Annotated in this window: 24 protein-coding genes and 1 pseudogene; 12 read left to right on the top strand and 13 right to left on the bottom strand. The window is 66.2% G+C overall.

Annotated features, from left to right (window positions below; all coding sequences use genetic code 11):
- Window positions 1–72: 72 nt before the first annotated feature.
- Window positions 73–477, top strand: a complete 405-nt coding sequence (locus HMPREF1224_RS25065) for a PaaI family thioesterase (RefSeq protein WP_003118845.1) — start codon at window positions 73–75, stop codon at window positions 475–477.
- 49 nt (window positions 478–526) lie between these two features.
- Entirely contained in the window at window positions 527–1,096 is a 570-nt protein-coding gene (locus HMPREF1224_RS25060; RefSeq protein WP_003084771.1) for a TetR/AcrR family transcriptional regulator, read from the top strand.
- A gap of 33 nt (window positions 1,097–1,129) precedes the next feature.
- On the opposite strand, the gene HMPREF1224_RS25055 is transcribed toward HMPREF1224_RS25060, so the two are convergent.
- Both HMPREF1224_RS25055 and HMPREF1224_RS25050 read right to left on the bottom strand, forming a co-directional pair.
- Window positions 1,130–2,857 (bottom strand): NCS1 family nucleobase:cation symporter-1, encoded by a 1,728-nt coding sequence (locus HMPREF1224_RS25055; protein ID WP_003084774.1) that lies wholly within the window; start codon window positions 2,855–2,857, stop codon window positions 1,130–1,132.
- Window positions 2,858–3,204: 347 nt separating this feature from the next.
- A complete protein-coding gene (locus tag HMPREF1224_RS25050; RefSeq protein ID WP_010793526.1) occupies window positions 3,205–4,131 on the bottom strand; it encodes a LysR substrate-binding domain-containing protein in 927 nt (308 codons plus the stop codon).
- Window positions 4,132–4,217: 86 nt separating this feature from the next.
- Between HMPREF1224_RS25050 and HMPREF1224_RS25045 the strand changes: the two genes are divergently transcribed.
- On the top strand, window positions 4,218–4,694 hold the full coding sequence (locus HMPREF1224_RS25045; protein ID WP_010793525.1) for a GNAT family N-acetyltransferase: 477 nt from the start codon (window positions 4,218–4,220) through the stop codon (window positions 4,692–4,694).
- Between the two features lie 78 nt (window positions 4,695–4,772).
- Here HMPREF1224_RS25045 and HMPREF1224_RS25040 read toward each other — a convergent pair whose 3' ends face one another.
- Window positions 4,773–5,723, bottom strand: a complete 951-nt coding sequence (locus tag HMPREF1224_RS25040) for a LysR family transcriptional regulator (protein ID WP_010793524.1) — start codon at window positions 5,721–5,723, stop codon at window positions 4,773–4,775.
- 103 nt (window positions 5,724–5,826) lie between these two features.
- Between HMPREF1224_RS25040 and pcaD the strand changes: the two genes are divergently transcribed.
- Both pcaD and HMPREF1224_RS25030 read left to right on the top strand, forming a co-directional pair.
- Complete coding sequence (pcaD, locus tag HMPREF1224_RS25035; protein ID WP_010793523.1) at window positions 5,827–6,624, top strand: 3-oxoadipate enol-lactonase; 798 nt, start codon at window positions 5,827–5,829, stop codon at window positions 6,622–6,624.
- Window positions 6,625–6,666: 42 nt separating this feature from the next.
- The gene (locus HMPREF1224_RS25030) at window positions 6,667–7,110 is read left to right on the top strand and encodes a hypothetical protein (RefSeq protein WP_003160881.1); all 444 of its coding nucleotides are present in this window, start codon (window positions 6,667–6,669) and stop codon (window positions 7,108–7,110) included.
- A gap of 47 nt (window positions 7,111–7,157) precedes the next feature.
- Here HMPREF1224_RS25030 and HMPREF1224_RS25025 read toward each other — a convergent pair whose 3' ends face one another.
- Window positions 7,158–9,335, bottom strand: a complete 2,178-nt coding sequence (locus tag HMPREF1224_RS25025; protein WP_003113258.1) for a malate synthase G — start codon at window positions 9,333–9,335, stop codon at window positions 7,158–7,160.
- 306 nt (window positions 9,336–9,641) lie between these two features.
- Between HMPREF1224_RS25025 and HMPREF1224_RS25020 the strand changes: the two genes are divergently transcribed.
- The gene (locus HMPREF1224_RS25020; protein WP_003105215.1) at window positions 9,642–10,085 is read left to right on the top strand and encodes a GNAT family N-acetyltransferase; all 444 of its coding nucleotides are present in this window, start codon (window positions 9,642–9,644) and stop codon (window positions 10,083–10,085) included.
- A gap of 31 nt (window positions 10,086–10,116) precedes the next feature.
- On the top strand, window positions 10,117–10,632 hold the full coding sequence (locus HMPREF1224_RS25015) for a glycine cleavage system transcriptional repressor (RefSeq protein ID WP_003084789.1): 516 nt from the start codon (window positions 10,117–10,119) through the stop codon (window positions 10,630–10,632).
- 690 nt (window positions 10,633–11,322) lie between these two features.
- Here the strand turns inward: HMPREF1224_RS25015 and rarD are convergent.
- The 7 genes from rarD to HMPREF1224_RS24980 all read right to left on the bottom strand — a co-directional run bounded on the left by rarD (window position 11,323) and on the right by HMPREF1224_RS24980 (window position 16,782).
- Window positions 11,323–12,219 carry an EamA family transporter RarD gene (rarD, locus tag HMPREF1224_RS25010; protein ID WP_003103301.1) on the bottom strand — a complete coding sequence of 299 codons (897 nt, stop codon included), beginning with the start codon at window positions 12,217–12,219 and terminating at the stop codon, window positions 11,323–11,325.
- Between the two features lie 201 nt (window positions 12,220–12,420).
- On the bottom strand, window positions 12,421–13,395 hold the full coding sequence (locus tag HMPREF1224_RS25005; protein WP_003113256.1) for a serine/threonine protein kinase: 975 nt from the start codon (window positions 13,393–13,395) through the stop codon (window positions 12,421–12,423).
- Window positions 13,396–13,456: 61 nt separating this feature from the next.
- Entirely contained in the window at window positions 13,457–14,215 is a 759-nt protein-coding gene (locus HMPREF1224_RS25000; protein ID WP_003084796.1) for a TOBE domain-containing protein, read from the bottom strand.
- Window positions 14,216–14,282: 67 nt separating this feature from the next.
- Window positions 14,283–14,603 (bottom strand): YfiM family lipoprotein, encoded by a 321-nt coding sequence (locus tag HMPREF1224_RS24995; protein ID WP_003103307.1) that lies wholly within the window; start codon window positions 14,601–14,603, stop codon window positions 14,283–14,285.
- Window positions 14,604–14,644: 41 nt separating this feature from the next.
- Complete coding sequence (locus HMPREF1224_RS24990) at window positions 14,645–15,370, bottom strand: ComF family protein (protein WP_003103309.1); 726 nt, start codon at window positions 15,368–15,370, stop codon at window positions 14,645–14,647.
- A gap of 138 nt (window positions 15,371–15,508) precedes the next feature.
- Window positions 15,509–15,802 carry a hypothetical protein gene (locus HMPREF1224_RS24985; RefSeq protein ID WP_003113255.1) on the bottom strand — a complete coding sequence of 98 codons (294 nt, stop codon included), beginning with the start codon at window positions 15,800–15,802 and terminating at the stop codon, window positions 15,509–15,511.
- Between the two features lie 53 nt (window positions 15,803–15,855).
- A complete protein-coding gene (locus HMPREF1224_RS24980) occupies window positions 15,856–16,782 on the bottom strand; it encodes a LysR family transcriptional regulator (RefSeq protein WP_003118849.1) in 927 nt (308 codons plus the stop codon).
- Between the two features lie 117 nt (window positions 16,783–16,899).
- Here HMPREF1224_RS24980 and HMPREF1224_RS24975 point away from each other — a divergent pair, with 117 nt between their 5' ends.
- The 5 genes from HMPREF1224_RS24975 to HMPREF1224_RS24955 all read left to right on the top strand — a co-directional run bounded on the left by HMPREF1224_RS24975 (window position 16,900) and on the right by HMPREF1224_RS24955 (window position 21,217).
- Complete coding sequence (locus tag HMPREF1224_RS24975; protein WP_003103315.1) at window positions 16,900–17,658, top strand: 5-oxoprolinase subunit PxpA; 759 nt, start codon at window positions 16,900–16,902, stop codon at window positions 17,656–17,658.
- 76 nt (window positions 17,659–17,734) lie between these two features.
- Entirely contained in the window at window positions 17,735–17,983 is a 249-nt protein-coding gene (locus tag HMPREF1224_RS24970; protein ID WP_003084813.1) for an acetyl-CoA carboxylase, read from the top strand.
- 10 nt (window positions 17,984–17,993) lie between these two features.
- Window positions 17,994–19,370, top strand: a complete 1,377-nt coding sequence (locus tag HMPREF1224_RS24965) for an acetyl-CoA carboxylase biotin carboxylase subunit (RefSeq protein WP_010793522.1) — start codon at window positions 17,994–17,996, stop codon at window positions 19,368–19,370.
- A 1-nt stretch (window position 19,371) separates the two neighbouring features.
- Window positions 19,372–20,250 carry a 5-oxoprolinase subunit B family protein gene (locus tag HMPREF1224_RS24960; RefSeq protein WP_010793521.1) on the top strand — a complete coding sequence of 293 codons (879 nt, stop codon included), beginning with the start codon at window positions 19,372–19,374 and terminating at the stop codon, window positions 20,248–20,250.
- Window positions 20,240–21,217 carry a 5-oxoprolinase subunit C family protein gene (locus tag HMPREF1224_RS24955; protein ID WP_010793520.1) on the top strand — a complete coding sequence of 326 codons (978 nt, stop codon included), beginning with the start codon at window positions 20,240–20,242 and terminating at the stop codon, window positions 21,215–21,217. Before HMPREF1224_RS24960 ends, HMPREF1224_RS24955 begins: the two co-directional genes overlap by 11 nt.
- Window positions 21,218–21,263: 46 nt before the next feature.
- Here HMPREF1224_RS24955 and HMPREF1224_RS0112195 read toward each other — a convergent pair.
- Window positions 21,264–22,266: pseudogene (locus HMPREF1224_RS0112195) on the bottom strand (fimbrial protein).
- A gap of 77 nt (window positions 22,267–22,343) precedes the next feature.
- Window positions 22,344–23,351 carry a fimbrial protein gene (locus HMPREF1224_RS24950; RefSeq protein ID WP_003117931.1) on the bottom strand — a complete coding sequence of 336 codons (1,008 nt, stop codon included), beginning with the start codon at window positions 23,349–23,351 and terminating at the stop codon, window positions 22,344–22,346.
- Window positions 23,352–23,360: the final 9 nt, after the last annotated feature.

The following is a 23,360-nucleotide window of genomic DNA, read 5'->3' as shown; positions in this document are numbered from 1 at the left end:
TCGCGGCGCTGGTGGATCCAGCGTTCGGGCATATTTTATATAGACCAGTCTATATAAAACGGAGGCCGCACCGTGATGAACGTCCCCGAAGGGTTCCAGCCGCTGTTCCGCAGCAGTCCGTTGCTCGACCTGCTCGGTCCTTTCTTCTGCCGGCAGGACGCCCAGCGCCAGTTGGTGGTGGCGCTGCGCATCGACGAAAAGCACTGCAACCACGGTGGCACCGCCCACGGCGGCCTGCTCTCGACCCTGGCCGACGTTGGCCTCGGCTACGCCATGGCGTTCTCCCGCGAACCGCCGCAGCCGATGGTCACCGTCGGCCTGCGCCTGGACTTCTGCGGGGTCGCGCGGGTCGGCGACTGGCTGGAGGTGCATACCCGGGTCGACAAGCTCGGCCAGCGCATGGCCTTCGCCTCGGCCCGGCTGCACAGCGGCGAGCGCCTGGTGGCCAGCGCCAGCGGCGTGTTTCATCTGCCCTGAGGCTCGGGCATGCTTGCCCGGTCGTCTGCCGTGAGTTGGGGAGTCAGGTTTGCCGAAGAAGTCCAATGCCGCCGAACGGATCGTCCATGCCACCGCCTCGCTGCTGGCCAGCCGCGGGTATTTCGGCACCGGGCTGAGCGACATCATCGCTCGCGCCGAGGCGCCGAAAGGCTCGCTCTATCACTATTTCCCCGAGGGCAAGCCGCAGATCGCCAGCGCCGCGATCGGCTTCGTCGCCGACGAGGTGGCGTCCTTCCTCGACCGCGCCGGGACCCAGGCCCCCCATGCGCGCAACGTCCTCCGCCAGTTCACCGCGACCCTGCGTGGCTGGCTGGAGCATTCGCGTTTCGAAGAGGCCTGCCCGGTGCTCTCCACCAGCCTGAGCATCGACGCCGAGCTGGCCCCGGTGCACGCTGAATGCCGCCGGGCGCTCCGCGCCTGGCACGCCAGCATCGAGCGTGCGTTGCGCGCCGACGGACTGGCGGAAAAGCTCGCCGCCTCGCGTGCCTGGCTGATCCTCGCGGCGCTGGAGGGGGCGGTCGCGGTGGCCCGCGTCGAGCGGTCGTTCCAGGCGCTGGATGCGATCGAGGAAGAATTGCAGGCGCTACTGCCGGCCTAGGCGGGTGTCGCGCCCAGGCCGGCCAGGTATCCGTCAGTGCTGCACGCTGTCCACCGCGATCGCTTCGCCGGAAACTTCGCGGTAGGCCGTGCGGCGCTTGGCCAGGGCGTAGTGGATCAGGCCGGCCAGGCCGGCGCCGAAGAACCAGGAGAACGGCGATAGCTCGGCGAATGCCGGCAACAATGCCAGCAGGGTGGAGATGATCGCCGCCGGGACGAACGCGGCGATGGCCCGCGGGTTCACCCCTCGCGCGTAGTGATAGGCGCCGGCGCGGCTTTCGGTGTACAGCTCCGGCAGGTTCACCCGGCCTTTCCGCACCAGGTAGTAGTCGACCATGATGATCCCGTACAGCGGGCCGAGCAGCGCGCCGAGGCCGCCGAGGAAGTAGAGGATCACCCCGGGGCTGTTGTACAGGTGCCAGGGCAGGATCAGCACCGCGATGGTCGCGCTGATCAGCCCGGCGCGGCGGAAGTTCAGCAGGTTCGGCGCCAGGTTGGTGAGTACGTAGGCCGGGGCGACGAAGTTGGCCATGATGTTCACCGCCACGGTGACGATCAGCAGCGCCAGGCTGGCCAGCACCAGGAAGAGGGTGTCGGGGATCGCGGCGACGATGTCGGTGGGGCTCTGGATGAGCTGGCCGTCGATCCTGAACTGGGCGCCGGCGAGGACCACCGCGAACAGGCCGAACAGCAGGATGTTCACCGGCAGCCCCCAGAAGTTGCCGACGCTGATGGTGCGGCGGTCCGGGCAGCCGCGGGCGAAGTCGCAGAAGTTCAGGATCATGGTGCCGTACAGGGTCACCCAGAACGCCGCACCGCCGAAGATCTTCAACCACATCTGCGAACCGCTCATGGGTTCGCCGCTGGACCAGGCGATGGAGGCGCCGGCGCGCAGGTACATCCAGGCGGCGAGGGCGGCGACGGTGAGCAGGATCACCGGTCCGGCGAAGGATTCGTAGCGACGCACCATCTCCATGCCGTAGGCGAAGATCAGCAGTTGCACGCACCAGATGGCGACGAAGGTCGCCCAGCCCAGGCTCGACAGGCCGAGGATGGCGTCCTGGTCGTAGGCTGCGAGCCCCGGCCAGATCGCCGTCAGCAGCACGCGCAGGACGATGGAGGCGAGATAGGTCTGGATGCCGAACCAGGCGATGGCGATCACCGCGCGGATCAGCGCGGGGAGTTGCGCGCCGTGGATGCCGAAGGCGATGCGGCACATCACCGGGTAGGGCAGCCCGGTCTTCTGGCCCATGTAGCCGGACAGGTTCATCAGCCCGTAGACCATCAGCGCGCCCAGGGCCAGCGCGGCGAGGATCTGCGCGCCGCTCATGCCGAGGGCGAAGAGGCCGATGGCGAAGGAGTAGTTGGCGATATTGTGCACGTCGTTGGTCCACAGCGCGAACAGGCTGTAGCGTCCCCAGCGGCGCCCTTCGGCCTTGGTCGGGGCGAGATCGGCGCTGTACAGGCGCGGGCTCAGCGGCGGCAGTTCGGGGCCGGCGTGATGGCTGGCGCGGGGCAGGCAATCGAGGCTGGCGGGAGTGCCCAGGTCCAGGCGCGCCGCCGAGAACTCCGCTGCGCGCAGCCCGGCGCGTGGCAGGCAGTCGAGACTGGCCGGAGTGCCCAGGTCGAGCAGCGAGGCGGAGAACTCCGCGCTCCGCTGACCGGCGCGCGGCAGGCTGTCGAGGCTTTCCAGGGTGCCGAGGTCGAGCAGCGAGGGAGAAAACTCGCGGGGCGAGGCGGGCGGCTTCGGGGTGCTGGACATGGCGGTCTCCTCCGGCAGTCGGAAGAACTCGGCGCGAGGTCGGGTTCGTCTGTTGTTTTTGTATACAAGAATTTCGAAGATTTAAGCCAGTTATGTGCCAACCGATCCTCGACCGAATTTTCCGCGCTCTGCGGAAACCGGCCTTTCGGCGGCAAGCCCCTGAAACCGCTTGGGAAAAAGCTGTCGCTTCGATCAGGTAAGAATTTCGAACCGATTCATAGGCTTATGCGGACGGACGAGGGAGAGGGAAAAAAAGCGGGACGCCAGGAGGTCGCATTGGGAAAATTGTGCACAATAATTGTGCCCAGTGTTACCGCTGCGCCCGTCGACGGTGCGCGGCGCGAAGCTCAGCCCGTCCGGGAAATATCCAGGCCCTTCAACTGCCCGATCATCCACGCATGGGCGTCACGCCCGACATGCTGGACGTGGCTGTAGAGCCGCAGCACGTAGGGCGGAATGTCGAACGGCGCGGGATACAGGGCGAGGCCGGCGGCTTCCGCCAGGGCCCGTGCGGCATGTCGGGGAGCGGTGAGCAGGAAATCGGTGGAGCCTGCCAGGAACAGCGCCGCCAGCACCGTCGGCAGTTGCACCGCCACTTCGCGACGCAGGCCGGAGCGGGCCAGCAGCCGGTCGATCACCCCGCTGTCCTCGTTCCACGGCGTCACCACCGCATGCCGTTCGGCCAGGTAGCCCTCCAGCGTCGGCGCCCCGGCGAGGCGCGGGTGGTCGCGCCGCGCTACCACCACGTAGCGGTCGGCGAACCAGTCATGGGCCTGGATGCCTTCGGGCAGGCGCTCGTGTTCCTCGTCGTAGCCGAGGGCGAAATCGATCCGCCCGCTGGCCAGGGCCTCCACCGACAACTTGCGTTCCGCGTTGACCAGGCGCAGGCGCACTCCGGGCGCGCTGTGCTGCAGGCGGTTCATCAGCGGCGGAAGCAGGGCGAAGGCGGTGTAGTCGGTGGCGGCGAGGACGAAGGTACGCTGGCTCTGTCCCGGTACGAACGGCCGCCACTCTTCCAGCCCCTCGCCGAGGGCGCGCAGGGCGGCGGCCACCGCAGCGGCCAGGTGCTCGGCACGCTGGGTCGGCTGCATGCGATTGCCCTGGCGCAGGAACAGTTCGTCGTCCAGCCCCTGGCGCAGGCGCCCCAGCGCATGGCTGAAGGCCGAGGCGCTGATCGCCAGTTCGCTGGCTGCGGTGCCGACGTTGCGGTGGCGATACAGGGCGTCGAAGACAAGCAGGAGGTTGAGATCGAGGCGGCGCAGCAGGGGATGCATGTTATTCAGTTGCTGATGAGAAGAATGCACTTCATGCATCTTAGCAGTCGCACTAGGATGGCCGGATCCCCACCGGAAGGTTGCCCATGACTCTCGAAATCCGTCCCGCCGTACCGGCCGACGCCGAACAGATCCTTGCCTTCATCATCGAACTGGCCGACTACGAGCGCGCCCGCCACGAGGTGGTCACCGATGTCGAAGGCATCCGCCGCAGCCTGTTCGCCGAAGGTTCGCCGACCCGCGCGCTGATGTGCCTGAGCGAGGGCCGGCCGATCGGCTATGCGGTGTATTTCTACAGCTACTCGACCTGGCTGGGGCGCAACGGCATCTACCTCGAAGACCTCTACATCACCCCGGAATACCGTGGCGTCGGCGCCGGTCGCCGGCTGCTCCGCGAGTTGGCCCGCGAGGCCGTGGCCAACGACTGCGGACGCCTGGAGTGGAGCGTGCTGGACTGGAACCAGCCGGCCATCGACTTCTACCGCTCCATCGGCGCGCTGCCGCAGGACGAGTGGGTGCGCTATCGCCTGGATGGCGAGGCGTTGCGCAAGATGGCGGAGTAGCTGGCGGCAAGCCGACGTTGATGCCGGGGGAGTGTGTGGGGGTAGGGCGAATAGCGCCTGGCGATATCCGCCAGTTTCTCACCGAGGACGCCTGGCGCCTGCCGAGTCATCGCCACCGGTATCCATGCTGCTCTCCCGTAGCGCTGTAGCGTTGTCCCGCAGGAACGCCCACAGGCGTTCCGCTACCGGGCCCTGCGCGCGATCGCGCCGGCGCGCCGCCACCACCTCTTCGCTGCGTCCTGGCAGATGCGGCCCGGCCAGTGCGAGCAGGCGGCCGTCGGCCAGTTCCTCGTCTACCAGGAAGTCCGGCAGGTGCCCCCAGCCGAGGCCCTGGAGGATCACCTCTTTCTTCGTTCGCTGGTCCGGCACGCTGCACTGTCGCGCGCCGGCGAGCATGAAATAGTCCGTCGGCGAAGAATGGCGGGCGCTGTCGCGCATCACACACTGGGCGAAGGGGCGCAGTTGTTCCGGGCGCACCGGTCGCGGCGGAGGATCGCCGAGCAGGCCCGGCGCGATGACCGGGACCAGCCCGACCCTGCACAGGTCGAGCCATTCCAGGCGTGGGTCGGACTTGTCCACGCGATGCAGGATCAGGTCGGCCTCGCCGTCCAGCAGGCGCTCCAGCGGGCCGCTGACGGTTTCGAACAGCATTTGCAGGCGGGTCTGCGGCTGGCTGCCGAAGAACCCTGCGAGCAGCGCCAGGGCCGGGCGCGGCGGGCAGAGGTCGCCCAGTACCACGCGCAGCTCGCTTTCCTCGCCCTGGGCCAGGTGCGCGGCGTGGCCCCGCAGCCCTTCCAGTTCGTAGAGCAGGGCCTGGGCACGCTGGTGGAAGGAGCGACCGGCGGCGGTCAGGCCGACCCGGTAGCCGCCTCGTTCCAGCAGCACCAGGCCGAGCTGGCGCTCCAGCCTGGCAACGGCGGCGAACACCGCCGGATGGGAGCGGTGCAGGCGCTGTGCGGCGGCCTGGAAGCCGCCGGCGTCGACCACTGCGTCGAAGCATTGGAGGTCGTGGAGGGTGAAATCGTGCATGTCAGCTTCCCTGACAGAGTCGTTCCATTCTTTGTAGTTTTTCCCAGGGGCCGTCGCAACTAGCCTGGCGTGCATGGCAATCACCCTGACCCCGGAGGCTCCCATGGGCAACCTGTCTTTTCTCGCTACCAGCGATGGCGCCAGCCTCGCCTATCGCCTGGACGGTGCGGCGGAGAAACCGCTGCTGGCGCTCTCCAACTCCATCGGTACCACCCTGCACATGTGGGATGCACAACTCCCGGCACTGACCCGGCACTTCCGCGTCCTGCGCTACGACGCCCGTGGCCATGGCGCCTCCAGCGTGCCGCCGGGGCCCTATACCCTGGCCCGGCTGGGCGAGGACGTACTGGAGCTGTTCGACGCGCTGGAGGTACGGCGCGCGCATTTCCTCGGCCTGTCCCTGGGCGGGATCGTCGGCCAGTGGCTGGCGCTGCATGCGCCGCAGCGGATCGAGCGGCTGGTGCTGGCCAACACCTCGGCCTGGCTCGGCCCGGCGGCGCAGTGGGACGAGCGCATCGCCGCGGTGCTGCAGGCCGAGGACATGAGCGAGACCGCCGCGGGCTTCCTCGGCAACTGGTTTCCGCCGGCGCTGCTGGAGCGCGCCGAGCCCGTCGTCGAGCGCTTCCGGGCGATGCTCATGGCCACCAACCGGCACGGCCTGGCCGGCTCCTTCGCGGCGGTGCGCGATACCGACCTGCGCGCGCAACTGGCGCGGATCGAGCGGCCGACCCTGGTGATCGCAGGGGCGTACGACACGGTCACCGCCGCCAGCCACGGCGAGCTGATCGCCGCGTCGATTGCCGGGGCCAGGCTGGTTACGCTGCCGGCGGTGCATCTGTCGAACGTCGAGTTCCCGCAGGCGTTCGAAGGCGCGGTGCTGAGCTTTCTCGGCGCAGACTGATTACGCTATCGTCGCGCCTTTTCCCTCGGCGCAGGAGCCGACATGAACGAGCCGGGCAGTTTCATCTGGACGTGGTACGGGCAGGATGAGCATCGATGGGTCCTGCTCAGCGCAGAGGCGTTCCTGGCGCTCGATTTCCTGGCCCTTGACGGTGCCATGCAGAGAGAGACCATCGGCAGTTGCCCGGGCTGCTCTACCTGGTCGGAGAAGGTCGTGCCGTTGCACGAGTGGCTCGAAGGCTGTCCGGGTCGCCAGGCCGGGAGTTTTCGCGATGCCTTGAGGCGTGTCTGGGCGCTGTGCAACGAGCTGCCCGAGGAAGCGCTGGGCTGCTTCGACTTCGACATCTATGCCCACCCCGGATGGCAGGCGGTACGTCGAGAGGCCCGGGAGGCGCTGCGGCAGAACGGTTGGGACAGCATCCGTAGCCACGCCGAGGAGCTGCGCGACGACTGTTGGGAGCGTGTGCATGGCTACCCGAAGAAATGAAAAAGCCGCCCCTCGGGGCGGCTTTTCGTTGCGCTGCGGCGAACGGCCTACAGCCCGTTCTTCGCCTTGAACTCACGGCGGCGGCGATGCAGGACCGGCTCGGTATAGCCGTTCGGCTGCCGGGTGCCTTCCACCACCAGCTCCAGGGCGGCCTGGAACGCGACGTTGTCGTCGAAGTTCGGCGCCATCGGCCGGTAGGACGGGTCGCTGGCGTTCTGCCGGTCGACCACCACGGCCATGCGCTTGAGGCTCTCGACCACCTGCTCCTGGCTGATCACGCCGTGACGCAGCCAGTTGGCCAGCAGCTGGCTGGAGATGCGCAGGGTGGCGCGGTCTTCCATCAGACCGACGTCGTTGATGTCCGGCACCTTGGAGCAGCCGACGCCCTGGTCGATCCAGCGGACGACATAGCCGAGGATGCCCTGGGCGTTGTTGTCCACCTCGTTCTTGATCTCTTCCGCGGTCCAGTTGGTGTTCGGCGCCAGCGGAATGGTCAGGATGTCGTCCACCGAGGCCGGGGTGCGCTTGGCCAGCTCGGCCTGGCGGGCGAACACGTCGACCTTGTGGTAATGCAGGGCGTGCAGGGTCGCGGCGGTCGGCGACGGGACCCAGGCGGTGTTGGCGCCGGCCAGCGGATGGCCGATCTTCTGCTCGAGCATGGCGGCCATCAGGTCGGGCATGGCCCACATGCCCTTGCCGATCTGCGCCTTGCCTTGCAGGCCGGTGGCCAGGCCGACGTCGACGTTGTTGTTCTCGTAGGCGCCGATCCACTTCTCCGACTTCATGGCGCCCTTGCGCACCACGGCGCCGGCTTCCATGGAGGTGTGGATCTCGTCGCCGGTGCGGTCGAGGAAGCCGGTGTTGATGAACACCACGCGATCCTTGGCCGCCTTGATGCAGGCCTTCAGGTTCACGGTGGTGCGGCGCTCCTCGTCCATGATGCCGACCTTCAGGGTGTTGCGCGGCAGGCCGAGGACGTCCTCGACGCGGCCGAACAGCTCGTTGGTGAAGGCGGCTTCTTCCGGACCGTGCATCTTCGGCTTGACGATATACACGCTGCCGGTGCGGCTGTTCTTGCGGCTGGTGTTGCCGTTCAGGTCATGAATGGCGATCAGGCTGGTGAACAGACCGTCCTGGATGCCTTCCGGCACTTCGTTGCCGTCCTTGTCGAGGATCGCATCGTTGGTCATCAGGTGGCCGACGTTGCGCACGAACAGCAGCGAGCGGCCGTGCAGGGTCAGTTCGGAACCGTCGGCCCTGGTGTAGACGCGGTCCGGGTTCATGGTGCGGGTGAAGGTGCTGCCGCCCTTGCTGACTTCCTCGGCCAGGTCGCCTTTCATCAGGCCCAGCCAGTTGCGGTAGATCACTACCTTGTCGTCGGCGTCGACCGCGGCGACCGAGTCCTCGCAGTCCATGATGGTGGTGAGGGCGGCTTCCATCAGCACGTCCTTCACGCCTGCGGCATCGGTCTGGCCGACCGGGCTGCTCGGGTCGATCTGGATTTCGAAGTGCAGGCCGTTGTGCTTGAGCAGTACCGCTTGCGGCTTGGCGGCGTCGCCCTGGAAGGCAAGGAACTGGCCAGCATTCTTCAGGCCGGTTTCGCTGCCGTTCTTCAGCGCGACGACCAGCGCGCCGTTCTTCACGCTGTAGGAAGTGGCGTCGACATGGGAGCCGGACTCCAGCGGCGCGGCCTCGTCGAGGAAGGCGCGAGCGAAGGCGATGACCTTGTCGCCGCGAACCTTGTTGTAGCCCTTGCCTTTCTCGGCGCCGCCTTCTTCGCTGATCACGTCGGTGCCGTAGAGTGCGTCGTACAGCGAGCCCCAGCGGGCGTTGGAGGCGTTGAGGGCGAAGCGCGCATTCATCACCGGCACCACCAGCTGCGGGCCGGCCATGCGGGCGATCTCGTCGTCGACGTTCTGGGTGCCGGCCTGGAAGTCTTCCGCCTCGGGCAGCAGGTAGCCGATTTCCTCGAGGAAGGCCTTGTAGGCAACTGCGTCGTGGGCCTGGCCGGCGCGAGCCTGGTGCCAGCCGTCGATCTTGGCCTGGAGTTCGTCGCGCTTGGCGAGCAGGGCTTTATTCTTCGGCGCCAGGTCGTTGATCACGGCCTCCGCACCGGTCCAGAACGTGTCGGCAGAGACGCCGGTTCCGGGGATGGCTTCGTTGTTCACGAAGTCGAACAGGACTTTGGCGACCTGCAGGCCACCGACTTGAACGCGTTCAGTCATTGTTTGCCTCACTCTGCTCTAGACCAGCTCTGGACCCGGGCCGCACGGCCTTGTAGTCCGAGCCGCGGCATACTACATGATGCCGCGGGAAAAATCAGTGGTTACGCGTCGCGTTACGACTGGATGACGCTTCACGGTCACGTTGGCCAGGCTCAATGTTCGCAAAAAAACTGTACTTTGTTCCAGATAAATCTAAAAACAGTACACGATTTATCACGAGCCCAACTGCGGCGCGGCGTCGCAGGATGTTTCACTGCGCTGCGAGCGCCTTGCCTATACTCCCGGAATCGCCCCAGGAGCCTCGCCATGCCCGTCCATGCCGCATCCCTCGCCGATCTCGCCGACCTGGTTCCGCTGTTTTCCGCCTACCTCGACTTCTACGAAGTGCCGGCGCCGGAAGAGCAGGTTCGCGCATTCCTCGCCGAGCGCCTGCGCCAGGGCGATTCGACCCTGTTCCTGGCCAGGGATGCCGAGGCGCGGGCGCTGGGCTTCGTCCAACTCTATCCGCTGTTCGCCTCCCTGGCGCTACGACCTTCGTGGCTGCTCAGCGATCTCTACGTCCGCCCGGAGGCGCGTCGCCGGGGTGTCGGCGAGGCCCTGATGAACCAGGCCCGGGGTTTCGCCGAAAGCATGGGCGCCTGCGGCCTGCAACTGGAGACGGCGAAGACCAACCACGCCGGGCAGTCGCTCTACGAGCGCCTCGGCTATGTCCGTGACGAACAGTTCTACACTTACTGGCTGCAGCTCTGAACTCCCATTCGTCCCAGCAGGAGGCAAGCTCATGGATCACCTGGTCCTGACCGTGATCGCCACCGACCATCCCGGCCTGGTCGAGCGCATCGCCCAATGCATCGCCTCCCACGGCGGCAACTGGCTGGAAAGCCGCATGTCGCGGATGGCCGGGCAGTTCGCCGGGATACTGCGGGTGGCCGTGCCGGCGGAAGGCTACGACGAACTGGTGGAAGGGCTACAGGGCCTGTCCAGCCACGGTATCCGCGTGCTCCTGGCGGAAAGCGGGATCGAGCCGGTATGCAACTGGAAGCCTATCCACCTCGACCTGGTGGGCAACGACCGCCCCGGTATCGTGCGTGACATCACCCGGCTGCTGGCCGAGCACGGGGTGAACCTGGAGAGCCTGTCCACCGAAGTGCGCCCGGCGCCGATGAGCAGCGAACCGCTGTTCCATGCCGATGCGCTGCTGGCGGTGCCGCTGACCCTGTCGCTGGACACCCTGCGCGAGCGACTGGAAGACCTGGCCGACGACCTGATGGTGGAGTTGGTGCTGGACGCGTCCTGAAGTTGTTCAGGAAAAGCCGGGGACGGGCCTGTGGAAAAGCCTTGGGTGAAACCCTGAAGCCCAGGCGCCGCGAGGCTTGGAGGTCGTAGCGCGTTTTTTGACCAGCTACGTTGCGGTTATTCCCAAACCAGGTGGACCAGCCTGTGGGTATTCTGTGTGGATAACCTTGCAGGCCTTTATCCATGGGCGATACAAGGGTTTGCTCGTTTTCTGAGCAGCCTCTCTTGCGCTTTTTCTTGTGGATTAACCTTCGCCGCAGTCATTGCCCCTGTGCACAAATAACGTGGAGCAGTCTGTGGGTAAGCCGGGGAAGAATCCATGCAGGCCTTTATCCATCGGCACTCCAAGTATCCGTACGTTTTTTGATCGATGGCTCTTCCGGTTCATCCACAGTTGCTCACAAAAGCCTTGGGCAGCTTTGTGGATAAGCCTTGTGTATATCGCTGTAACCCTTGGTGAGCATGGCATACAGCGGTATGCTCAAAGACTGAACAGGCGCTTTGCAGGGCCTCTTCCGACCAGTTATCCACGCGCCTGCGGGGAGGAGAAGGCAGGTCTATGCACAAAGTACGTGCATGAACCTGTGGAAAAGCCTGGGGTGGATCGCTGAGCGTCAGTATTGACAGGGGCTAGGAAGGAGTGCGCGTTTTTTCGCCAGGCTTGCGGAGTTCCGCAAGCCTGGGGATAACGTCAGCCCGGTTGCGGCAGGCGGCGCAGGCTGCGCCAGGCGTCGAAGCTGTAGACGGCCAGGGCGAGCCAGATGAAAGCGAAGGCGGTCAGGCGGCTGGAGTCCAGGTGCTCGCCGAACAGCAGGATCGCCTGTAGCAGGACCAGCGTCGGTGCCAGGTATTGCAGGAAGCCCAGAGTGGCGTAGGGCAGGTGCCTTGCCGCAGCGTTGAAGCAGACCAGCGGAACCAGCGTCACCGGGCCCGCGGCGACCACCCACAGGGCTTCCGGGGTGCTCCAGAAAGCCGTTTCGCTGGTCGGCCCGTCGGCGAAAAACAGCAACCAGACCAGCGCCAGCGGCAGCAGCAGCCAGGTTTCCACCACCAGTCCGGGCAGCGCGGCGACCGGCGCCTTTTTGCGGATCAGGCCGTAGAAGCCGAAGGTCAGGGCCAGCACCAGCGACACCCAGGGCAGGCTGCCGAGTTGCCAGACCTGCTGCGCCACGCCCAGCGAAGCCAGGGCCACCGCCAGCCATTGCAGGGGACGCAGGCGTTCCTTGAGCAGCAACATGCCGAGCATCACGTTGATCAGCGGATTGATGTAGTAGCCCAGGCTGGCTTCCAGCATGTGGCCGTTGTTCACCGCCCAGACATAGGTCATCCAGTTGCTGGCGATCAGCAGTCCGCTGGCGGCCAGCACGACGAAGCGCTGCGGATTCTGGCGCAGCTCGCGCCACCAGCCCGGGTGTTTCCAGAACAGCAGCAGGACGGCGCCGAACAGGGCCGACCAGACCGCGCGCTGGACGATGATTTCCACCGCGGGAATGCGTTCGAGCAGTTTGAAGTAGAGCGGGAACAGCCCCCAGATCACATAAGCCGTCAGGCCGAGGACATAGCCCCGACGGAGGTTGGCGGTCGCCATGGAGAATCCTTGAAACGTCAGGCAGGTAAGAATGGCCGTGCACGGCATGCACGCGCGGATGACCTGTGAATTCTAGTAGGGGGTGACGGGGTTGTCTGCGCACAGTTCCCGCGGAAAAGCACCGGCACACTTGCCGTTCCCTCGCCTGCCCCGAGGCGGGACGGATAGCGCCGCGCGCCATTCGCCCTGTCCGCAGGAGGCTCAGAACAGCCGCAGCGGTTCCTCGTCCAGCGCCGCCAGTTGTTCGCGCAGCACCAGCACCTGCTCGCCCCAGTAACGTTCGCTGCCGAACCAGGGGAAGCTCGGCGGGAACGCCGGGTCGTCCCAGCGCCGCGCGAGCCAGGCGCTGTAGTGCATCAGGCGGAGGCTGCGCAGGCCTTCGAGCAGCGGTAGCTGGCGCGGGTCGAAGTCGTGGAACTCGTTGTAGCCGTCGACCAGTTCGGCAATCTGCGCCAGGCGTTCGTGGCGCTCGCCGGCGAGCATCATCCACAGGTCCTGGAGGGCCGGGCCCATGCGGCAGTCGTCGAGATCGACCATGTGGTAGACATCGTCGCGGCACAGCAGGTTGCCTGGATGGCAGTCGCCGTGCAGGCGGATCGGCTGGTAGGGCACCTCGGCGAACAGGGCGTCGAGGCGTTTCAGCAGGTCGCGGGCGACCGACTCGTAGGCCGGCAGCAGGCTCCTGGGGATGAAATTGCCTTCCAGCAGGGTGGCCAGCGAGGCGTGGCCGAAGTTATCCACAGCGAGCGCCTCGCGGTGCTCGAACGGCCGCGTGGCGCCGACCGCGTGCAGGCGGCCGAGCAACTGGCCGAGGCGGTAGAGCTGGTCGAGATTGCCCGGCTCGGGCGCGCGCCCGCCGCGCCGGGGGAACAGGGCGAAGCGGAAGCCGGAGAATGCGAACAGGCTTTCGCCGTCGCGCGACAGCGGCGCCACCACCGGCACCTCGCATTCCGCCAGCTCGGCGGAGAAGGCGTGCTCCTCGCGGATCGCCGCGTCGCTCCAGCGGTCCGGTCGGTAGAACTTGGCGATCAGCGGCTCGCCGTCCTCGATGCCGACCTGGTACACGCGGTTTTCGTAGCTGTTGAGCGCCAGCACCCGTGCGTCGCTGAGATAGCCGAGGCTTTCCACGGCATCCAGGACGAGGTCGGGGGTCAGTTGGTCGAAGGGATGGGACATGACGGGGCATCCAAGGCTCGAAAGACCCCTAGTGTACGCAAGCCGGCGCGGGCCGGCAGGTTCACAGCGGCGTGCCGAGCAGGACCTGGGCCGGATCGAAGGAGGCGATCACCTTCTGACCCTTCTTCAGCCCCAGGCTGGCCAGGCGTTCGCCGGACAACAGCGCGCAGAGGGTAAGACCGCTGCCCAGGGCGATGCGCACCTCGCTGGGACCGGCCTTGGCCGCGAGGATTTCCTCCAGGGTGCCGTGCAACTGGTTCGGCTGGTCCTCGCGCGGTTCCAGCCCGACGTCCAGCCAGCCGGCCTTGATCAGCGCCAGTACCGGGCGGCCGCGACCGAGTTCGAGTTGCTCGGTGCTGGCGCGGGTGATCAGCGCCTCGATGCGTTGCTGGCCTGGCAGCTCGATGGCGATGCGGTCGTGGAAGCCTTCGCCATGGATCGACAGGACCCGCCCGTGCAATTGGTTGCGTGCGCTGGTGCGGAGCATCAGGCGGCCGATCAGGTTGAGGTCCTCGGCGTCTTCCGCGGCCTGCAACACCTGCGCTTGCAAGGCTTCCAGGCGCCGGTAGAGAGCCAGCAGGCGTTCGCCCTCGGCGGTCAGCCGGGCGCCGCCGCCGCCCTTGCCGCCGACGCTACGCTCGACCAGCGGACGCTCGGCCAGGTTGTTCAGTTCGTCGATGGCGTCCCAGGCGCCCTTGTAGCTGATGCCCACGGCCTTCGCCGCACGGGTGATGGAGCCCAGTTCGGCGATCTGCGCGAGCAGGGCGATGCGTTGCGGGCGACGGGTGACGTGCTGGGCGAGAGTGGAGAGTGCGGACATGGAGGCTTCGCTATGAGCGGACGTATACGGCGAAGGCTCCAACAGCCATGGGCAAAACGCAAGGGCGTCACTCGGCGGCCTGGTAGAGACCGTAGCCGGCGGCGGCGCCGGCCAGGTCCCAGGCGAGGTCCTTCCAGCTCCAGCCGCTGCCGGCGGAACGGCTGTCGTAGAACTCCTTGCCGACGCCGAAGGCGAGCGAGAAGCTCAGGCCGAAGCGTGCCTGGCGAGCGCCGCGCAGGCCGCGGTCGTGAGCCATCTGCATGCCCGCCGCGGCAAGGGCCGCGGAACTGGCGAAATGCAGGGCTTTGTCTTCGCCCAGCCAGTCGTCTTCGGCGAAATGGCTGCAACCGCCGAGCAACAGGCAGGCCGCGACCAGCAGTGCGCGCATGGATCCTCTCCCGTATCGGTTGCGCGGCAGTTTAGCCCAGCTCAGCCGGGCTTCGGCGTGCGCGCCAGGCAGTAGACGTCGACCCGCGCGGCGCCCGCCCGGCGCAACAGGCGGGAAAGGCGCTCGGCGGTGGCCCCGGTGGTGAGCACGTCGTCCACCAGTGCCAGGTGCAGCCCGCGAACATCGCTGGCGGGCGCCAGGGCGAAGGCGTGGCGCAGGTTGCGCCGCCGCACCGTCGCGTCCAGTCCCTGCTGGGCCGGAGTATCCAGCACTCGCCGCAGGCTGTGCGGATCGCAGCGCAGGTCCAGCTCGCCAGCCAGTCGCTCGGCGAGCTGTTGCGCCTGGTTGAAGCCGCGACGACGTTCGCGCCGTGGCGCCAGCGGGACCGGCAGCAGGCGTGCCGGGCGCGGCAGGCCTTCGGCGTAGCGTTGCCGCAGGTGTTCCGCCAGCAACTCGCCGAGCAGCCGCCCCAGCGGCCAGGCCGCCTGGTGCTTGAAGCGGTTGATCAGGCTGTCGAGCGGAAAGGCGTAGCGCCAGGGCGCGATCGCCTGTTCATAGGCCGGCGGGCGGCGCAGGCACTCGCCGCACACCTGGCCGTCCAGCGGCAGGGGCAGGGCGCAGCGCCGGCACTGCTGGCGCGACCAGGGCAGGTCGGCGGCACAGGCGCGGCACAGTGGGCGGGGCGGCTGGTCGCTGCGGGCGGCGCAGAGCAGGCAGGCCGGCGGCGGCAAAAGCCAGCGAGTGAGAGGACGAAGCGGGAACGACATGGCGGGACTTCCTGGCGGATGTCGCACCATGCAACCGCAGGCGCGCGCCGCCGACCAGCCGTTGCCAGCGGGTTCGGAACTCGCCTGTGGATAACCGAAACCTTCCTTCGCTCCTTGCGGAAACGGCCGACGCGTGGATCAGTGGATGAGCCAGCTCATGACGATCAGGCCGAGCACCGTCCAGATCACCCCGCCGACTATCGAGCGGCGCATGAAGGCGCGTATACCGCTGTAGAGCAGCAACAGGCCGAGCACCAGGAAGACGAAGCTGAACAGCGATGCGTCCATGCCGATGGCCCTGGCCAGGCCGTGGAGGAAGTCGTCCATGGCGTCCCAGATGCCGCCCAGCAGGCCGGAGAGCAGGTCCACCACGAAGCGGATCGCCCTGCCCAGCATCTCGCCCAGTCCGTCGAAAAAGCCTTCTGTACCCATGAGTGTCCTGTCCTGAGTGTTCCCAGCGTTGGATCAGAGATTAGCCGCCGGGTTCAGCGCCGGCTGCTGCTTTGCTGCGGAGCGAGGAACGACTGGCGGAAGTATTCGCGGAACGCGCGCATCCCGGCGCTCGCTTCGGTGTCGCGGCGCCAGGCCAGGCCGACGCTCATCGACGGCACCGGGTCGACCAGCGATAGCGTCTCGATGCGTTTGCCTTCCAGCGACCAGGGCCGGTACACCAGGTCGGAGAGGATGGCCACGCCGGAGCCGTTGGCGACCATGCTGCGCACCGCTTCCACCGAACTGGTATGGAGGATCACCTGTGGCCGGTGGCCGCTCTGTTGCCAGTAGCGCAGCGCGCTCTGCCCGGCCTCGTCGACGGTGAGCATGATGTAGGGCTCGCCGGCCACGTCGGCAAGGCCCAGGTCGGCCTTCTCGCCCAGCGGATGGCGGCTGGGCAGCCACAACCGGCGCTCGGAGTTGAACAGGGTTTCGGCGGCGATCCCGGGCTCGGTGAGATTGCCGGTGAGCAGCACGGCGATGTCGTAGCGACCGTCGAGGAGGCCGCGCTCGATGCTGGCGCGCTCGTCCTCGAACAGTTGCAGCTCCAGTTCCGGGTACCACTGCGCCAGGCGTTGCAGGTGGTGGGGGAGGAAATAGCCCATCACGGTATAGCTGGCGGCGACCTTCAGGGTGCCTTCGACCCGGGTGTCCGGTTGCGGGCTGTTGAGCGCGTCGTCGACGCTGCGCTGGATCGAATAGGCGTGGTTGAGGAAGTGCCGGCCGCTGTCGGTCAGGTTCATGCCCTGGGCCGTGCGGGTGAACAGGGCGACGCCGAGCATGCCCTCCAGTTCCTGGATCGCGCTGGTCACCGCCGACTGCGAGATGTTCAGGTGGATGGCGGCCTGGGATATCTGGCCGAACTCGGCGGTGGCGATGAAGTAGCGAACCTGGCGGAGGGTCAGGGCCATGGGGAGCATCCGGAGGAGGTATCTGTTTTTCAGAAACCAGTCTATCGAATAATAAATCTACCCAATACCTTTTCCGGCTTTTACCGTGGCTCCATCCAACAACAAGACAGATGAGGCCTGCGGGCAATGACTGAAGTCGACCTCAATTCCGACATGGGCGAAGGCTTCGGCCCATGGACCATCGGCGATGGCGTGGACGCGGCGATCATGCCGCTGATCAGCAGCGCCAACATCGCCACCGGTTTCCATGCCGGCGACCCGAGCAGCATGCGCCGCACCGTGGAGATGGCCGCCGAGCATGGCGTGGCCATCGGCGCCCATCCGGGCTTCCGCGACCTGGTCGGCTTCGGGCGTCGGCACATCGCCGCGCCGGCCATCGAGCTGGTCAACGACATGCTCTACCAGCTTGGCGCACTGCGCGAATTCGCCCGGCTGCAGGGCCTGTCGCTGCAACACGTCAAGCCCCACGGCGCGCTCTACATGCACCTGGCGCGGGACGAGGTCGCCGCGCGCCTGTTCGTCGAGACCCTGCAACGCCTGGAACCGGAACTGCTGCTCTATTGCATGCCCGGTTCGGCCACCTGGCGCATCGGCCGGGAACTGGGCCAGCCGCTGGTGCGCGAGTTCTACGCCGACCGCGACTACGACCGCAGCGGCTCCATCGTCTTCACCCGGCGGGTCGCCGCCCTCGATCCGCAGCAGGTCGCCGACAAGGTCCTGCGCGCCTGCCGCGAGGGCAAGGTGCGCACCGTCGAGGGCGAGGACCTCGACATCGCCTTCGACTCGGTGTGCATCCACAGCGATACCCCCGGTGCCCTGGAGCTGGTCGCCAGCACCCGTGCGCGCCTGGAGGGCGCCGGCATCCGCATCAAGGCGCCGCGTTGAGCGCCGCTCGCCTCGGCGAGCCTCGCGACAAGCTTTTCTGCCATTTCCTACAACGTTCGAATAATGAGGATTCGTCATGGCCGAACATAACGTGCAGTCCCCCTTGCCCGGCACCTTCTATCGCAAGGCCAGCCCCGACGCGCCGCCCTACGCGGAGGTCGGGCAGGCGGTCGAGGCCGGCAGCGTGATCGGGCTGATCGAGGTGATGAAGCAGTTTTCCGAAGTGCAGGCCGGGCAGGCCGGCATACTCCAGGCGTTCCACGTGGAAGATGGCGAGGCCATCGAGCCGGGCCAGGTGCTGGCGGTGATCGCCAGCGCTACCTGAGGAGGATGCCATGCACAAGCGACTGAACAAGCTGCTGGTGGCCAATCGCGGCGAGATCGCCGTGCGCATCATCCGCGCCGCGCAGGCACTGGGCATTCCCACGGTAGCGGTGTGCAGCGAGGCGGATCGCGATTCGCTGGCCGCGCGGCTGGCCGATGAGGTACGCCTGATCGGCCCTGCGCGGGCCGACCGGAGCTACCTGGATATCGAGGCGATTCTCATGGCGGCGCGGGAAACCGGTGCCGACTCGATCCATCCCGGCTACGGTTTCCTCTCCGAGAACCCCGCCTTCGCCGAAGCGGTGCAGGCGGCCGGCCTGGTCTTCGTCGGTCCGGAGGCGCAGACCATCCGCCGCATGGGCGACAAGGCCGAGGCGCGGCGTACCGCGATGGCCGCCGGGGTGCCGGTGGTGCCGGGCTCGCCCGGCGAGCTGGGCGACCTCGACGCGGCGCTGGCTTGCGCCGAAGAGGTCGGCTATCCGCTGCTGGTCAAGGCCTCCGCCGGCGGCGGCGGGCGTGGCATCCGTATCGCCCACGACGCCGACGAACTGCGTCGGGAATTCCCCATCGCCCAGCGCGAGGCGCAGGCCGCCTTCGGTTCGCCGGCGGTGTACTTGGAGCGCTTCATCCGCCAGGCACGGCACATCGAAGTGCAGATCCTCGGCGATGGCGAGCGCGCGGTGCATCTGTTCGAACGCGAATGCTCGCTGCAGCGGCGGCGCCAGAAGGTCTTCGAGGAGGCACCTTCGGCGGCGCTGGACGGCGCGCAGCGCCAGGCCCTCTGCGAGAGCGCGGTGCGCCTGGCGCAGAGTCTCGGCTATCGTGGCGCGGGCACCCTGGAATACCTGTTCGACGCGCACAGCGGCGAGTTCTTCTTCATCGAGATGAACGCCCGTATCCAGGTCGAGCATCCGGTCAGCGAGATGGTCACCGGCATCGACCTGGTCCAGGCCATGCTGCGCATCGCCGCCGGCGAGGCGCTGCCCTGGCGCCAGGAGGACATTCGCCTGAACGGCGCGGCGCTGGAGATGCGGATCAACGCCGAAGACCCGGCGCGCAATTTCTTCCCCAGCCCCGGCACCGTGGAGCGCCTGGAATGGCCGCAGGGCGAGGGCGTGCGAGTGGACAGCCACCTGTATCCCGGCTACCGGGTGCCGCCGTACTACGATTCGTTGCTGGCCAAGCTGATCGTCCATGGTCGCGACCGCGACGAAGCGTTCGCCCGCGCGCGCCAGGCGCTGGAGCGCACCGTGCTGGCCGGCATGGCCACTACCCTGCCGCTGCACCGCTGGCTGCTCGCCGATGCGCGGGTACAGGCCGCGCAGTTCGATACCGCTACCCTGGAAACCTGGCTCGCCGAGCGGACCGCCGCCGCGCAGGAGGTTTGAGATGCATGCCAACATCCGCTACAGCTTCGGCGGCGACGAGCACCTGTTCGCCGAGGTCGCCGAGTCCATGTCGCTGGAAGCCTTCTTCCGCGGCATGGCGATCACCCGCGCCATCGAGACACTGCAATTGCCCGGGGTGCTCGACGTATGCCTGGCCAACGCCTCGTTCCAGGTTCGCTTCGACCCCGACCGGCTGGCCCCGCAGGCGCTGCTGGAGACCGTGCGCGGCCTGGAAGCCGAGGCGGTCGCCGCGCGCAGCATCGAGACGCGTATCGTCGAAGTGCCGGTGTTGTACAACGATCCCTGGACCCACGAGACCCTGATGCGCTTCCGCGACCGTCACCAGGACCCGGACTCCACCGACCTCGAGTACGCCGCGCGGATCAACGGCTACGCCGACGTGCAGGCGTTCATCCAGGCGCACAGCGGCACGCCGTGGTTCGTCTCGATGGTCGGTTTCGTCGCCGGCCTGCCGTTCATGTACCAGATGGTCGAGCGCGAACGGCAGTTGCAGGTGCCCAAGTACCTGCGTCCGCGCATCGACACGCCGAAGCTGACCCTCGGCCACGGCGGTTGCTTCGGCTGCATCTATTCGGTGCGCGGTGCCGGCGGCTACCAGATGTTCGGCGTGACTCCGGCGCCGATCTTCGATCCCCGCCAGGGCTTGCCCTATCTCGAGGAATCGATGGTGTTCTTCCGCGCTGGCGACATCGTCCAGTTCCGCCCCATCGAGCGGACCGAGTACGAGCGCATGGCGGCCGAAGTCGAAGCGGGCACATTCGACCTGCGCATCCGTCCGGTGAGTTTCGATCTCGACGCGTTCCTTGCCGATCCGCGAGGCTGCACGCAACATCTGCAGGAGGTGCTGTATGTCGCTTAAGGTGCTCAAGCCCGGCCTCGCCACCTCGGTGCAGGACGCCGGCCGCGAAGGCCACTATCACCTGGGCATCCCGCCGTCCGGCGCGCTCGACCAGTATGCCCTGCGCGCTGCCAACTTGCTGGTGGGCAACGCACCGACCGCCGCCGTGTTGGAGTGCGCGCTGCTGGGGCCGCAGCTGGAGTTCCAGCGCGACGCCCTGGTGGCCGTGTGCGGGGCGCGCATGACGCCTCGCCTGGAGGGCGCGGAGATGCCGCTGGATACTTCCTTCCGGGTTCGCGCCGGCCAGGTCCTGGGGTTCGATTTCATCCGTGCCGGCGCCCGTGGCTATCTCGCCATCGACGGCGGCATCGCGGTACCCGAGGTGCTGGGCAGTCGTTCGACCTACGGTCTGGGGGCGATCGGTGGCTTGCAGGGACGACGGCTGGCGGAGGGCGACCTGCTGCCTCTGGGGCCTGCCTCGCCCTCTGCCGTGGAGGGCTTGGCGCTGCCGCGTTCGCTGCAGGTGGAGGTCGGCGGCGAGGTGAGCTTGCGGGTGGTTCCCGGACTCTACGTCCATCGCCTGACCCCCGACGCGGTCGAGCGTTTCTTCGCCGAGACCTGGACCGTCGGTTCGGAGGCGGACCGCACCGGCTACCGCTTCAAGGGCGGCACGGCGCTCCGGTTCGAGCCGCGCGAACAGCCATTCGGCGCAGGCTCGGACCCGTCCAACATCGTCGACGCCTGCTATCCCATCGGCTCGATCCAGGTACCGGGCGGGCTCGAACCCATCGTCCTGCATCGTGATGCGGTGTCCGGTGGGGGATATGCCACGCTGGGCACGGTGATCAGCCCCGACCTGAACCGGCTGGCGCAGATGCAACCGAACCAGAAGGCGCGTTTCGTCGCCGTCAGCCTGGAGGAAGGTCTCGAGGCGCGTCGCCGTTACAACTGGCAAGTGCAACGACTCCAGCACTTCTTCCTGCGCTGAGTCGTCGATACCGGGCCGCTTCGGTCTGCGAAGCGGCCCCGGGCGGTCACTTGTAGTAGACCTCTATCGCGGCGGTGGCGTTGAAGGGGCCTGGCGTTGGAGTGCCCGTCATCCACCTCACCTGGGCGAGGAAGTTTCTTATGACCACCAATTGGTTCTGGCTATTGGGCACCAGTACGAACTCCTTGCCGATATCGATGATGCTGCGGTCTTCCTGCTTGAGAAGTCGGATTCCCACGGACTTGTTGTTGTTATCCAAAAGAGTGTCCGAACCCCACAGGGAGGTGCTGCCGGAGGGGAGGAACATCGCGTTCAGGCCATAGGCGCTGCTGCAGTTCTTATTGGCGGTGACGCTGAACGGAAGTTCCTTGAGGATCTGGTCCCGGCTGGCGAAATAGGCCTGCAGGCTTTGGAAGTCGACGGTTTTCGGAGAAAGGCTGATTGTGGACGCGCAGGCGACGTAGCGAAGGTTATTCAAGCCGTGGAGGGTCATGCGGAAGTTGTACCCCCCTATGTTATTGATAGCGCTCTCGCCATCGAACTGGAAAATCGGGTAGGCGTTTACCCCTGTGATAGGACCTTCCTTACCGGTACTGGGACCTGCCCGCTTGGAGAGAAAGAAGTTGAAGTTGACGGTCATCTTCTTCGCCCTGCCTTCGCAACCTCGTCCCGTCCAGCAACCATCGAAGTGCATGCCGATCTCCTTTCGGCACTATGTCGAGTGTCGAGCAGCGCAGGTCTTCGCCGTTCAGGTTGATGCCCACCTCCAGGTCCGAACCCAGCGCGCCCTGACCGGTTGGACTCAGGTAGAAATAGACCTGCTCTGGCCCCCAGTCGCGATCCTGGAAGCAAGTGATCGATATGGAGTAGTTCGGAGACCGCCAGAGTACGGTGTCCTTGGGGAGGACCGATGGAACAGCGATGCTCGTATCGATGTAGACATAATCTTCGGTTTGCTTGTTGTCCGATTTCCAGCACATCAAGGCGAAGCTTTTCTGCGACAGGACGAGCAGCATTGCGACAAGCATGTAACGGATGAAGGCATTCATGGGGTTCTTCTGCAGGTTGTTAATCGATTCTTGTTTTTGCAGAGCATGCCGCGCCTGTTGCAGGTGCGGCCTAGCGGTCACTTGTAATAGACCTCTATCGCGGCGGTGGCGTTGAACGGGCCTAGAATGGGTCTGCTCGTCATCCACCTCAGTTGGGCGAGAAAGTTCTTCGTCACCGTCGTCTGGGTTGGGGTGTAGGGAATGAACTCGAACTCCTTACCGATACTGATGACGCTGCGATCCTCATTGAGGAGCCTGATGCCCACTGTTGGATTGTCCTTGGCCAGCAACGTATCCGTGCTCGACAGGGTGGTATTGCTGGCGGGAATGAACATAGCGTTCAGGCCATAGGCGCTGTTGCAGCTCTTATTGGCGGTGATGCTGAAGGGAAGTTCTTTGATGACCAGATTCTGTGCGGCAAATTGCGATTGCAGTATCTGGAAGTTGAGGGTTTTTGGAGAAATGCTTAGCGTGGAGGTGCAGGCGACGTAGCGGAGGTTGTTCATGCCAAGGGCATACATACGTAGGTTCCGGCCCCCCAGGTTGTTGATGCCTCCCACTCCATCGAACTGGAACAGTGCGTAGGAGTTTACGCCCGTGATGGGACCTTCCTTGCCGGGAGTGGGGGCGGCGAGTTTGGAGAGGAAGATCTGGAAACGGACCTGCTTGGTCTGAGCCATGCCTTCGCATCCCCCTCGTCCTCCTGTCCAGCAACCATCGAAATGCATGCCTATCTTCTGCCGGCAGCCGGGGAGCGAGGAACAACGGAGGTCCTCGCCGTTCAGGTTGATGCCCACCTCCAGGTCCGAGCCCAATGCGCCCTGGCCGTCCGGACTGAGATAGAAATAGACGTCCTCAGGTCCGGTGTTTTCGCGCTCCTGGTAACACCTGACGGAGAAATCGTAGGTTGGAGAGCGCCAGAGCACGGTGTCCTTGGGCAGAGCCGAAGGCACGGCGATGCTCGTGTCGATGTTGACATAGTCGATCGTTGCCTTGTTGTCCGCTCTTTCGCAGGTCAGCGCATAACCTTTCTGCGCCAACGCAACCAGCATTCCCACAAGTAGTGTTCGGGTAATTGCATTCATGGTGTATTC

The sequence above is a fragment of the Pseudomonas sp. P179 genome, from assembly GCF_000478485.2.
Classification (GTDB): domain Bacteria; phylum Pseudomonadota; class Gammaproteobacteria; order Pseudomonadales; family Pseudomonadaceae; genus Pseudomonas; species Pseudomonas aeruginosa.
This window is presented reverse-complemented; position numbering and strand designations above follow the sequence as displayed.

Coding starts and splice junctions, on each gene's coding strand:
- HMPREF1224_RS25055 (WP_003084774.1), bottom strand. CDS start 2,857: ATGTCCAGCACCCCGAAGCCGCCCGCCTCGCCCCGCGAGTTTTCTCCC.
- HMPREF1224_RS24955 (WP_010793520.1), top strand. CDS start 20,240: ATGTCGCTTAAGGTGCTCAAGCCCGGCCTCGCCACCTCGGTGCAGGAC.
- pcaD (WP_010793523.1), top strand. CDS start 5,827: ATGGGCAACCTGTCTTTTCTCGCTACCAGCGATGGCGCCAGCCTCGCC.
- HMPREF1224_RS25045 (WP_010793525.1), top strand. CDS start 4,218: ATGACTCTCGAAATCCGTCCCGCCGTACCGGCCGACGCCGAACAGATC.
- HMPREF1224_RS24970 (WP_003084813.1), top strand. CDS start 17,735: ATGGCCGAACATAACGTGCAGTCCCCCTTGCCCGGCACCTTCTATCGC.
- HMPREF1224_RS25005 (WP_003113256.1), bottom strand. CDS start 13,395: ATGTCCCATCCCTTCGACCAACTGACCCCCGACCTCGTCCTGGATGCC.
- HMPREF1224_RS25000 (WP_003084796.1), bottom strand. CDS start 14,215: ATGTCCGCACTCTCCACTCTCGCCCAGCACGTCACCCGTCGCCCGCAA.
- HMPREF1224_RS24950 (WP_003117931.1), bottom strand. CDS start 23,351: ATGAATGCAATTACCCGAACACTACTTGTGGGAATGCTGGTTGCGTTG.
- HMPREF1224_RS25020 (WP_003105215.1), top strand. CDS start 9,642: ATGCCCGTCCATGCCGCATCCCTCGCCGATCTCGCCGACCTGGTTCCG.
- HMPREF1224_RS25030 (WP_003160881.1), top strand. CDS start 6,667: ATGAACGAGCCGGGCAGTTTCATCTGGACGTGGTACGGGCAGGATGAG.
- HMPREF1224_RS24985 (WP_003113255.1), bottom strand. CDS start 15,802: ATGGGTACAGAAGGCTTTTTCGACGGACTGGGCGAGATGCTGGGCAGG.
- HMPREF1224_RS24965 (WP_010793522.1), top strand. CDS start 17,994: ATGCACAAGCGACTGAACAAGCTGCTGGTGGCCAATCGCGGCGAGATC.
- HMPREF1224_RS24975 (WP_003103315.1), top strand. CDS start 16,900: ATGACTGAAGTCGACCTCAATTCCGACATGGGCGAAGGCTTCGGCCCA.
- HMPREF1224_RS25015 (WP_003084789.1), top strand. CDS start 10,117: ATGGATCACCTGGTCCTGACCGTGATCGCCACCGACCATCCCGGCCTG.
- HMPREF1224_RS24980 (WP_003118849.1), bottom strand. CDS start 16,782: ATGCTCCCCATGGCCCTGACCCTCCGCCAGGTTCGCTACTTCATCGCC.
- HMPREF1224_RS24960 (WP_010793521.1), top strand. CDS start 19,372: ATGCATGCCAACATCCGCTACAGCTTCGGCGGCGACGAGCACCTGTTC.
- HMPREF1224_RS24990 (WP_003103309.1), bottom strand. CDS start 15,370: ATGTCGTTCCCGCTTCGTCCTCTCACTCGCTGGCTTTTGCCGCCGCCG.
- HMPREF1224_RS25040 (WP_010793524.1), bottom strand. CDS start 5,723: ATGCACGATTTCACCCTCCACGACCTCCAATGCTTCGACGCAGTGGTC.
- HMPREF1224_RS25025 (WP_003113258.1), bottom strand. CDS start 9,335: ATGACTGAACGCGTTCAAGTCGGTGGCCTGCAGGTCGCCAAAGTCCTG.
- HMPREF1224_RS24995 (WP_003103307.1), bottom strand. CDS start 14,603: ATGCGCGCACTGCTGGTCGCGGCCTGCCTGTTGCTCGGCGGTTGCAGC.
- rarD (WP_003103301.1), bottom strand. CDS start 12,219: ATGGCGACCGCCAACCTCCGTCGGGGCTATGTCCTCGGCCTGACGGCT.
- HMPREF1224_RS25050 (WP_010793526.1), bottom strand. CDS start 4,131: ATGCATCCCCTGCTGCGCCGCCTCGATCTCAACCTCCTGCTTGTCTTC.